The sequence below is a fragment of the Bordetella petrii genome (genome assembly GCF_020991325.1).
In the GTDB taxonomy this organism is placed as follows: domain Bacteria; phylum Pseudomonadota; class Gammaproteobacteria; order Burkholderiales; family Burkholderiaceae_B; genus Bordetella_A; species Bordetella_A petrii_E.
Genome location: NZ_JAJMLX010000020.1, coordinates 21006 through 30152, shown reverse-complemented (window position 1 = coordinate 30152; position 9147 = coordinate 21006). Strand labels below are relative to the sequence as shown.

General features: G+C 65.5%; 7 protein-coding genes and 1 tRNA gene. 6 read left to right on the top strand and 2 right to left on the bottom strand.

Annotated elements, in window-relative coordinates; all coding sequences use genetic code 11:
* Positions 1-479, top strand: a 479-nt coding sequence (locus LPZ50_RS04000; RefSeq protein ID WP_230657828.1) for a SecDF P1 head subdomain-containing protein, incomplete at its 5' end; no start/stop codon positions are given.
* Positions 480-546: 67 nt separating this feature from the next.
* On the opposite strand, the gene LPZ50_RS03995 is transcribed toward LPZ50_RS04000, so the two are convergent.
* Positions 547-2952, bottom strand: coding sequence for a glucose/quinate/shikimate family membrane-bound PQQ-dependent dehydrogenase (locus LPZ50_RS03995; RefSeq protein WP_230657824.1), 2406 nt, complete (start codon positions 2950-2952; stop codon positions 547-549).
* 344 nt (positions 2953-3296) lie between these two features.
* Between LPZ50_RS03995 and LPZ50_RS03990 the strand changes: the two genes are divergently transcribed.
* On the top strand, positions 3297-4199 hold the full coding sequence (locus tag LPZ50_RS03990) for an acyltransferase (protein ID WP_329957638.1): 903 nt from the start codon (positions 3297-3299) through the stop codon (positions 4197-4199).
* 153 nt (positions 4200-4352) lie between these two features.
* Positions 4353-5408 (top strand): DUF72 domain-containing protein, encoded by a 1056-nt coding sequence (locus LPZ50_RS03985; RefSeq protein ID WP_230657821.1) that lies wholly within the window; start codon positions 4353-4355, stop codon positions 5406-5408.
* 188 nt (positions 5409-5596) lie between these two features.
* Here LPZ50_RS03985 and LPZ50_RS03980 read toward each other — a convergent pair.
* Positions 5597-5672, bottom strand: a tRNA-Phe gene (locus tag LPZ50_RS03980).
* A 174-nt stretch (positions 5673-5846) separates the two neighbouring features.
* On the opposite strand from LPZ50_RS03980, the gene hemA reads away from it, so the two are divergent.
* From hemA to prmC, 3 genes are all read left to right on the top strand, one after another.
* Entirely contained in the window at positions 5847-7121 is a 1275-nt protein-coding gene (gene hemA, locus LPZ50_RS03975; protein ID WP_230657819.1) for a glutamyl-tRNA reductase, read from the top strand.
* Positions 7122-7213: 92 nt separating this feature from the next.
* Positions 7214-8296 carry a peptide chain release factor 1 gene (prfA, locus tag LPZ50_RS03970; RefSeq protein ID WP_230657817.1) on the top strand — a complete coding sequence of 361 codons (1083 nt, stop codon included), beginning with the start codon at positions 7214-7216 and terminating at the stop codon, positions 8294-8296.
* On the top strand, positions 8286-9119 hold the full coding sequence (gene prmC, locus LPZ50_RS03965) for a peptide chain release factor N(5)-glutamine methyltransferase (protein WP_419195562.1): 834 nt from the start codon (positions 8286-8288) through the stop codon (positions 9117-9119). Before prfA ends, prmC begins: the two co-directional genes overlap by 11 nt.
* Positions 9120-9147 lie beyond the last annotated feature (28 nt).

Below are 9147 nucleotides of genomic sequence, written 5' to 3'. Positions count from 1 at the left end.
AGACCGCGCCCGGGCGTACCAATGCCGACGCGGCCGCGGCGCCGCGCACCGCAGCCAGCCAATCGACGCCGCAACCGCAGCAGCAGGCCGCCGGCAACACCGCGCCGCTTATTGCGTTCCACCTGGCCCAGGCCCGGCCGGCCGAAGGCCTGGCGCGCGTGGCCGTCAATCCCGGCACCAGCCTCTATGCCGTGCCGCAGCCAGTATTCACGCAGGCGGACCTGCAGCAAGTGGTGCCGGTACAGGCCAAGAACGGCCAGGTCTTCCTGCGCTTCGATTTCAATCAGCAAGGCGCGGCCAAGCTGGCGAAGGTGACCCGCGAAGCGCTGGGAAACTACCTGATCATCAGCGTGCGCAGCCAGGTCGTTGCGGTGCCGAACATTGGGGCCGCTTATGAAGGCGGTACGTTCCCCGTGCCGCTGAACAGCGTCGACGAGGCGCAATCCATCGTGAAGATGCTGCGCCAGCCGGCAGGCTGACGGCAGGAAATGCTGTCGCCAGGTGTCCGGCTCCTGCGGAGCCTGACACCTGAACCCCCTTGCATCTTCAATCCGGCAAGGCATAGGCCACCAGATAATCTCCCATCTTGGTGCCGAACGAGCCATGGCCGCCGGCCATGATCACCACATATTGCTTGCCGTCCACGGCATAGGTCATGGGCGTGGCCTGGCCGCCGGCGGGCAGGCGGCCTTCCCACAACAGGCTGCCGTTGCTCACGTCGAACGCGCGCAGGTAGTTGTCCTGGGTACCCGCCACGAACATCACGTTGCCGGCGGTCGACATGGGGCCGCCCAGGCCCGGCACGCCGATCTTCAGCGGCGGCAGCTGGAAGAGTTGCGGCAGGCTGTCGCGGATGGTGCCGATGCGTTTTTTCCACACCACTTCATGGCTCTGCAGATCGACGCCGGCCACATAGCCCCAGGCCGGCGCCTTGCACGGCAGCCCCAGTGGCGACAGGAAAGGATTCAGCTCCACGCCGTACGGCACGCCGTACATCGGTTGCACGCCGCTTTCCGTGCCCGCGCCTTTCTCGCGCATGGGGCGGTTCGGGTCTTCCGGAATGAGCTTGGAAACGAATGGCAGGCCGATCGGGTTCATCAGCGCCACCTGGCGGTCCTGGTTCACCGACATGCCGCCCCACTCGAACACGCCCAGGTTGCCCGGGAACACCAGCGTGCCGTTCTCGGATGGCGGTGTGTAGATGCCGTCGTAGTTCAAACGCTTGAATATCACGCGGCACATCAGCTGGTCGAGCATCGTGGCGCCCCACATATCCTTATCGGTGAGCTTCTCTGGCGGCGCCAGGTTCAGGGCCGAGAACGGCTGCGTGGGCGCGTAATGCTCGCCGCGGGTCTGCGGCCCGCGCGCCACGCTCTGCGGCACGGTCTTCTCCGTCACCGGGACCACGGGGTTCCCGTCGCGGCGATCCAGCACGAACACGTTGCCGGTCTTGGTCAGCACATAGATCGCCGGCACGGTCTGGCCGCTTGCCAGCGTGACGTCCATCAGCGAGGGTTGTGACGGCACGTCCATGTCCCACAGGTCGTGGTGCGTGGTCTGGAAGTGCCAGATCAGGCGGCCAGTGGTGGCGTCCAGTGCCAGGATGGCGTTGGCGTACCGTTCTTTCAGCGGCTCGCGGTCACCGCCCCAGATGTCGGGGGTGCCCACGCCGGTCGGGATGTAGACCACGTCGGCCTGCGCGTCGTACGCCAGCGGCGCCCAGGCGTTGGGCGAGTTGTGCACGAACTGGGTGTGTTCGCCCGGCATGGCGTTCGGATCTTCCGCGCCGGTGTCGAACACCCATTTCAGTTCGCCGGTATGTACGTCGTAGCCGCGAATCACGCCAGACGGCTCTTTGTTCGAAAAATTGTCCGTCACCGAGCCGCCGATGACGATGGTTGTCGCGGTCACCACCGGCGGCGAAGTGGGGTTGTAGCCGCCGGGATAGGCATGGGGCATGCTTTTCTGCAGGTCGATCTCGCCGTCGTTGCCGAAGTCGCTGCATTTCTGGCCGTTGTCGGCATTCACCGCGATCAGGCGGCCATCGTTGGTGGGCAGCAGCACCTTGCGCGGGCACATCGACGACGCGCCGCTGCCGGCCTTGGCCTGGCTGGCCGGAAACCGCTCGGCGTTGCCGGCGTCGTGGTAGGCCACGCCGCGGCAGGTCAGGTGCTGGAAGGTCTTGTCGGATTTCAGCTTCGGGTCGTAGCGCCACAGGCGCTTGCCGGTGGCAGGGTCCAGCGCGTCCAGGAACTGGTGCGGCGTGCACAGGAACAGCTTATTGCCGACCTTGATGGGCGTGACTTCATTGGTGGTCTCGCCGGAATCGTTGTCGGTACGGAAATCGCCCGTGCGATAAGTCCATGCCACTTGCAAATCTTTGACGTTCCTGTTGTTGATCTGCGCCAGCGGCGAGTAGCGGACGCCGCCTTCGGTACGTCCGTAGGACGGCCAGTCTTCGGCGGCCACGCCGGGCACGGGCCGCGCCTGGGCTGGCTGCGCGCGGGTCAGTGTGCCGTTGATTTCCTGCGGGTCGTTGAAGATGCCATAGCCCAGCACGGCCAGCATGCCCGCCATGATTGCTCCGATGGCGGCCTTGGCTGGGCGCGGCGCGGCGAAGCCACGCGTGGCCGGCGGCAGCAACAGCCACAGGCCAAGCAGGAACAGCAGCCCGTAGCGCGGCGCCAGTGCCCAGAAATCGGCGCCGGCCTCCCATACCCCCCAGGCCAGCGTGGCTGCCAGGGCCAGCGCGTAAAGCCACAGGCCCGCCCCGCGGTTTCGCCGTAGATATCCCGCGCTTGCCAGCAGCACGATGCCCAGCAGGGCGTAATACCAAGAGCCGCCCAGCGCCGCCAGCCAGATGCCGCCTAGCAGCGAATAGAGCGCAATAACAAGCAGGACTATCCAGCCTATGGTTTGGGACACGCTTCTGTACTGACCGTTGCTATTCATGGCGGTGATCCTTTGCAAGAAGATCTTCAACAAGCCTGAATCGGGTATGCCGCGCAATCAAGCGGCATTTGCCGCCGAGCGGCTGGGTTCCCTGGGTAGTACGGAAAATAATACCGCGTCCCCGTTTTTCACCCGAATCGGGCCTGCTTATGCCCGTTTACCGGGCAGGCTGGTCGTAGCGCGCACGGCTTTGATTTTGCGCAGGTCATTCCAGGTCCGGGGGTCGCACACTGGCGTCCATGACTGCTCCAGATCAATATTCAGAAGCGGCCCGTGCCGCCGCTGCCGCAAAAGGCAATACGCACGAAATTGGCGAAACCCTGCGGCAACGCCGCGCATTCCCGGTGCCGCGCGGCCGGTTTGCATGGGTAACCGGCGTGATCAGCAGCATTCTTCTCGCTGCCAGCACGCTGTTCTGGTGTCTGCTGCTGTTTCCCGTGGCGCTGCTCAAGCTGATGCTGCCGCTCCCTGCGGTCCGGCGGCGCGTCGATCCGTTGCTCAACGCCATTGCTACAGCCTGGGTCTCCGGCAACGCCGGCTGGTTCGAGCGGATCCAGCCGGCCCCGTGGGATATCCAGGGCAATACCGGGCTGCGCTACGCCGAATGGTATCTGGTCAACTGCAATCATCAGTCGTGGGTAGACATCTTCGTGTTGCAGCAGGCGCTAAACCGGCGCATTCCCTTGCTGAAGTTCTTCCTGAAGCGTCAACTGATCTACGTGCCGGTCATCGGCCTGGCCTGGTGGGCGCTGGATTTTCCGTTCATGAAGCGCCACGGCAAGGCCGAACTGCGCCGCAATCCGGCCTTGGGGCGGCAGGACCACGAAGCCGCGCGGCGTGCATGCCAGAAATTCACGCTGGTACCCACCAGCGTGATGGTTTTCGTGGAAGGCACCCGCTTTTCCCAGGCCAAGCGCGTTGCGCAGTCTTCGCCGTACCAGCATCTGCTCAAGCCCAAGGCGGGCGGCCTGGCAGTGGCATTGAACGCCATGGGCAAACGCTTTCGTTCGATGATCGACGTTACCATTGCCTATCCGGAACGGGTACCCAGCTTCTGGGACCTGGCATGCGGCCGCGCCGGGCCCGTGGCCGTGCGCATCCGGCAGTTGCCGGTACCCCCCGAATTCTGCGACGCGGACTATTCCCGGGACAAGGCGTTCCGCGCAGAATTCCACCATTGGCTGGGCCGGCAATGGCAGGCCAAAGATGAAGAGATCGAGCGGTTGATGGCGCGCCGCGAGGGATGACGCCTGGTTGGGCTCCGGGTTCACACCCTTACGTCCAAATGGTGGACTTTTCGCCAAGCGGCTGAACGCGCGAACCAAGCGGGAGGAGCCATGGCGCATTGCCCGTGGCCACCGATCTCCTTTACATTGCTTTCAAAGAGAGCAATTACCAGCATGCAAGATGATCTTTTCGGAGACGCGCTTCTCCAATCTCCGGCCCCCCTGCCGACCAATGCGGCATCTGATGCGAGTCCGGCAATCTCCGCCCTGCGAAGCATGGCCAAGGTGCTTCCCGCTCCTGCGGGGGACAGTTGGCGCGCGCTGGCGCGACAGTTATCGGCGCAGCTGCGTTTCGGGGTCTCTACCTGGTCGTATCCGGGTTGGGATGGGCTGGTCTGGGATGGGGAATACGATTCAAGCACGCTGTCCAAGCATGGACTGGGCGCCTACCATCGGCACCCGCTGCTGCGCACGGTTTGTGTGGACCGCACTTTCTGGCGCCCGTTGACGGCCGGCCAGTACGCCGCTTATGCGGGGCAGGTCGATGACGACTTCCGTTTCGTCGTCAAATGTCCCGCCAGCGTCACCGACGCCCAGGTGCGCAGCGAGGAAGGTAAGGCGCGCGAGGCCAATCCGGGTTTTCTCGATCCGTCCCAGGCCATCGAAGATTTCGTGCAGCCGGCGCTCGAGGGCCTGGGTGCCAAGCTCGGCGTTCTGGTGTTCCAGCTAAGCCCCTTGCCCTGGGGCTGGTTGAGCCGCCCGGCATCGATACTGGAGAAACTGGGCCGCATGCTGGCGGCTGTCCGGCAGGCTTTGTCGGCGCATGACGCTGTGGTTGTCGCGGTCGAGGTCCGGGACCCTGAACTACTGGGCCAGGCGCTGGTTGACACGCTCAAGGCGCATGGCGCCACTTTCTGCCTGGGCCTGCATGGCAAGATGCCGCCGATCGAGGAGCAACTGCCCATGCTGCGCGCGCTATGGCCGGGGCCGCTGGTCTGCCGATGGAATCTGAATCGCATTTTCGGCGCGTATGGTTATGCCGACGCGCAGAAGAAGCATGATCCGTTCAATGCCATCCTTAGCGAGGATCCCCACACGCGCGCGGTGCTGGCGCGCACGATACGCGGGATCACAGGCGCGGGCCAGGCCGCCTATGTGACAGTCAGCAATGATGCCGAGGGCTGCGCGCCGCTTTCTATCCAGAAGCTGGCCCAGGCCATTGCGGCGTAAAGGCTGCCTGCCTTGTCATTCCGCGCGTTCAGGCTGTTTTGACATTGTGCGGGAGACGAAGACGTGCATGGTGGTTTCCCTGGAAGCCATTTGCGTCCGCGGCCCCATGCCGAGCTTGGCCCGCTTGCCGTCGCACCCCTGACCCACAAATGAAAATGCCCAGCCATGAAGGCTGGGCATTGAATTCGTGGTGGCCTGGGGCGGAATCGAACCACCGACACGCGGATTTTCAATCCGCTGCTCTACCAACTGAGCTACCAGGCCAACGAAGTCCGCAACTATACACAATTTTCAGGAACCGTGCAGGCGGGCATAGCCCGGCCTTGACCGGGCGCGGTTCAGAAGCTCTACCCCGGGATTACCCTTAGGGGTATAATTTCATAGACTCAATGTTACAAATGCGCCGTGCTTCGTCCGGGCGGTGCTGGCCCGCATCCCATGTCCGTTGCTGTACTCGCTTTCGGTCTGAATCACACGTCCGCGCCCGTGTCGGTGCGCGAACGCGTATCCATGCCGGTCGACCTGGTTCGGCCGGCGCTGGAAGGCTTGCGCTCGGCCTTTGGCGGCTCGGTGCGCGAAGCGGCCATTCTGTCCACCTGTAATCGCACCGAAGTCTATTGCGCCGCCGAAGCGCACGTGGCCGAGCAACTGCCCGCGTGGCTGGCCGACCACAACCGCATCGAATCCGGCGCGCTGGTGCCGCACCTGTACCGCCACCAGCACGACGACGCCGTGCGCCATGCGTTCCGCGTGGCCAGCGGGCTCGATTCCATGGTGCTGGGCGAACCGCAAATCCTGGGCCAGATGAAAGACGCCGTGCGCGCGGCCGGCGAAGCCGGTTCGCTGGGCACGCTGCTGCATCAACTGTTCCAGCGCACGTTCTCGGTGGCCAAGGAAGTCCGTTCGCAAACCGCCATCGGCGCGCATTCCGTGTCCATGGCCGCCGCCGCGGTGCGCCTGGCCGAACGGGTGTTCGGCAACCTGGGCGAAGCCCGCACGCTGTTCATCGGCGCGGGCGAAATGATCGAACTCTGTGCCACGCACTTCGCCGCGCAGCGCCCGCGTAGCATGGTGGTGGCCAACCGTACCGCCGAACGCGCCGAAACCCTGGCGGGCCGTTTCGCGGCCAGCACCATGAAGCTGGTCGATCTGCCCGAACGCCTGGCCGAATTCGACGTCATCGTGTCCTGTACGGCCAGTTCTCTGCCCATCCTGGGGCTGGGCCTGGTCGAACGCGCTACCCGCCTGCGCCGCCACCGCCCCATGGTCATGATCGACCTGGCCGTGCCGCGCGATATCGAACCCGAAGTCGGCCGCCTGGACGACGTCTACCTGTATTCGGTCGACGACCTGGGCCAGCTGGTGCAAAGCGGCACCGACGCGCGCCGGGCGGCCGTGGTGCAGGCCGAAGCCATCATCGAAACGCGTGTCCAGGGCTTCATGCACTGGATGCAGTCGCGCGAAGTGGTGCCCGTCATCCGTGACCTGCACCAGGCCGCCGAAGACGTGCGCGCCGCCGAACTCGAGCGTGCCCGCCGCCTGCTGGCGCGCGGCGAATCGCCCGAAGCCGTGCTCGACCAACTGGCGCACGGCCTTACCCAGAAGTACCTGCACGGCCCGCTGGCGGCGCTGAACCGCAGCGATGCCGACGAGCGCAAGCAACTGCTCGCCTGGATGCCGCGCCTGTTCCCGGGCCGCGATTCGCGCCGTTAGCGCTGCTGCCGCAATGCCCGCCTCCCGGCGGGCGTTCGCTTTCCGGGCGCCCGCATTCCGCTAATCCGCACTACCTCAATCTGGTCTTCCCTATGAAATCTTCCATGCGCAGCCGGCTGGAGCAGTTGTCCCACCGCTTGATCGAGGTAGACGCCTTGCTGGCCGAACCCGATACCGCTGCCGACATGGACCGCTTCCGCAAGCTGTCGCGCGAACGCGCCGAGCTGGAACCCCTGGCCATGGCCTGGGGGCAGTTCGCACGCACCGAAGACGACCTGGCCACCGCGCAGGAAATGCTGGGCGACCCGGACATGAAGGCCATGGCCGAAGAAGAAATCAAGGCGGCCAAGGAACGCCTGGAATCGCTCGAGGCCGAATTGCAGGTACTGCTGCTGCCGCGCGACCCGGACGACGGCCGCAGCCTGTTCCTGGAAATCCGCGCCGGCACCGGCGGTGACGAAAGCGCGCTGTTCTCGGGCGATTTGCTGCGCATGTATTCGCGCTATGCCGAGCAGCGCGGCTGGCGCGTCGAGCTGATGTCGGAAAGCCCGTCCGAACTGGGCGGCTACAAGGAAGTGATCGCGCGCATCGACGGCGATGGCGCCTATGGGCGGCTGAAGTTCGAATCGGGCGCGCACCGCGTGCAGCGCGTGCCGGCCACCGAGGCCCAGGGCCGCATCCATACTTCGGCCTGCACGGTGGCGGTGATGCCCGAGGCCGATGCCGTGGGCGAAATCGTGATCAACGCGGCCGACCTGCGCATCGACACCTTCCGCGCCAGCGGCGCGGGCGGGCAGCACATCAACAAGACCGATTCGGCCGTGCGCATTACCCACCTGCCCACCGGGCTGGTGGTGGAATGCCAGGACGACCGTTCCCAGCACCGCAACAAGGACAAGGCCATGCAGGTGCTGGCCGCGCGCCTGAAAGACCGCGAACTGCGCGAGCGCCAAAGCAAGGAAGCAGCCGAGCGCAAAAGCCTGGTGGGCTCGGGCGACCGTTCCGAGCGCATCCGCACCTACAACTTCCCGCAGGGGCGGGTAACCGACCATCGCATCAACCTGACGCTGTACAAGCTGCAGCAGATCATGGAAGGCGACCTTGAAGAACTGACCGGCGCGCTGATCGCCGAACACCAGGCCGAGCAGCTGGCGGCGCTGGGGGATGATATTTAAGGTGGAAAACTCCATCATCCTGCAGGCTTTCTTGCGCGACCCGCGCCTGCCGCGGCTGGAATCGCGCATGCTGCTTGAACATGTGCTGCACAAGCCGCATGCCTGGATGCTGGCGCACGATACCGACCCCATCGAGCCCTGGCAGGCCCAGCAATACCAGGCGCTGGCCGCGCGCCGGCTGGCGGGCGAGCCCATGGCCTACCTGGTGGGGCATCGCGAGTTCATGGGCCACGATTTCGCGGTGACGCCCGACGTGTTGATTCCCCGCCCGGATACCGAGCTGCTGGTGGAAACGGCGCTGGGCTGGCTGGCCGACAACCCCGAGGCCGCCGTGCTGGACCTGGGCACGGGCAGCGGTGTCATTGCCGTGTCGATCGCGCTGGGGGCGCCGCAGGTATCCGTTACCGCTACCGATGTCAGCGCGGCGTCGCTGCAGGTGGCGGTGCGCAATGCGGCCCGGCTGGGGGCCCGCGTGGATTTCGCCCAGGGCTGCTGGTACGACGCGCTGCCGCCGCGCGCGCGCTATGACCTGATTGTTTCCAACCCGCCCTATATCGCCAGCGACGACGAGCATCTGGGGCGGGGCGACCTGCGCTTCGAGCCGCGCGGCGCCCTGACCGACGGCGCCAACGGCCTGCGCGACCTGTCCGCCATTATTACGGGCGCGGTCGGCCGGCTGCGCCCCGGCGGCGCGCTGTGGGTGGAGCACGGCTGGGACCAGGCCGTGGCGGTACGGCAGTTGCTGTCCGCCACCGGCTTCCGCCAGGTTGCCAGCCGGCGCGACCTGGCCGGCATCGAACGGATTTCCGGCGGATCCCTATAATGGGCTCATTCCGCTATTACTGCTTTTT

Excerpts from the sequence above, each read along its gene's own strand:
- LPZ50_RS03995 (WP_230657824.1), bottom strand. The coding sequence starts at position 2,952 with ATGAATAGCAACGGTCAGTACAGAAGCGTGTCCCAAACCATAGGCTGG.
- LPZ50_RS03985 (WP_230657821.1), top strand. The coding sequence starts at position 4,353 with ATGCAAGATGATCTTTTCGGAGACGCGCTTCTCCAATCTCCGGCCCCC.
- hemA (WP_230657819.1), top strand. The coding sequence starts at position 5,847 with ATGTCCGTTGCTGTACTCGCTTTCGGTCTGAATCACACGTCCGCGCCC.
- prfA (WP_230657817.1), top strand. The coding sequence starts at position 7,214 with ATGAAATCTTCCATGCGCAGCCGGCTGGAGCAGTTGTCCCACCGCTTG.
- prmC (WP_419195562.1), top strand. The coding sequence starts at position 8,286 with ATGATATTTAAGGTGGAAAACTCCATCATCCTGCAGGCTTTCTTGCGC.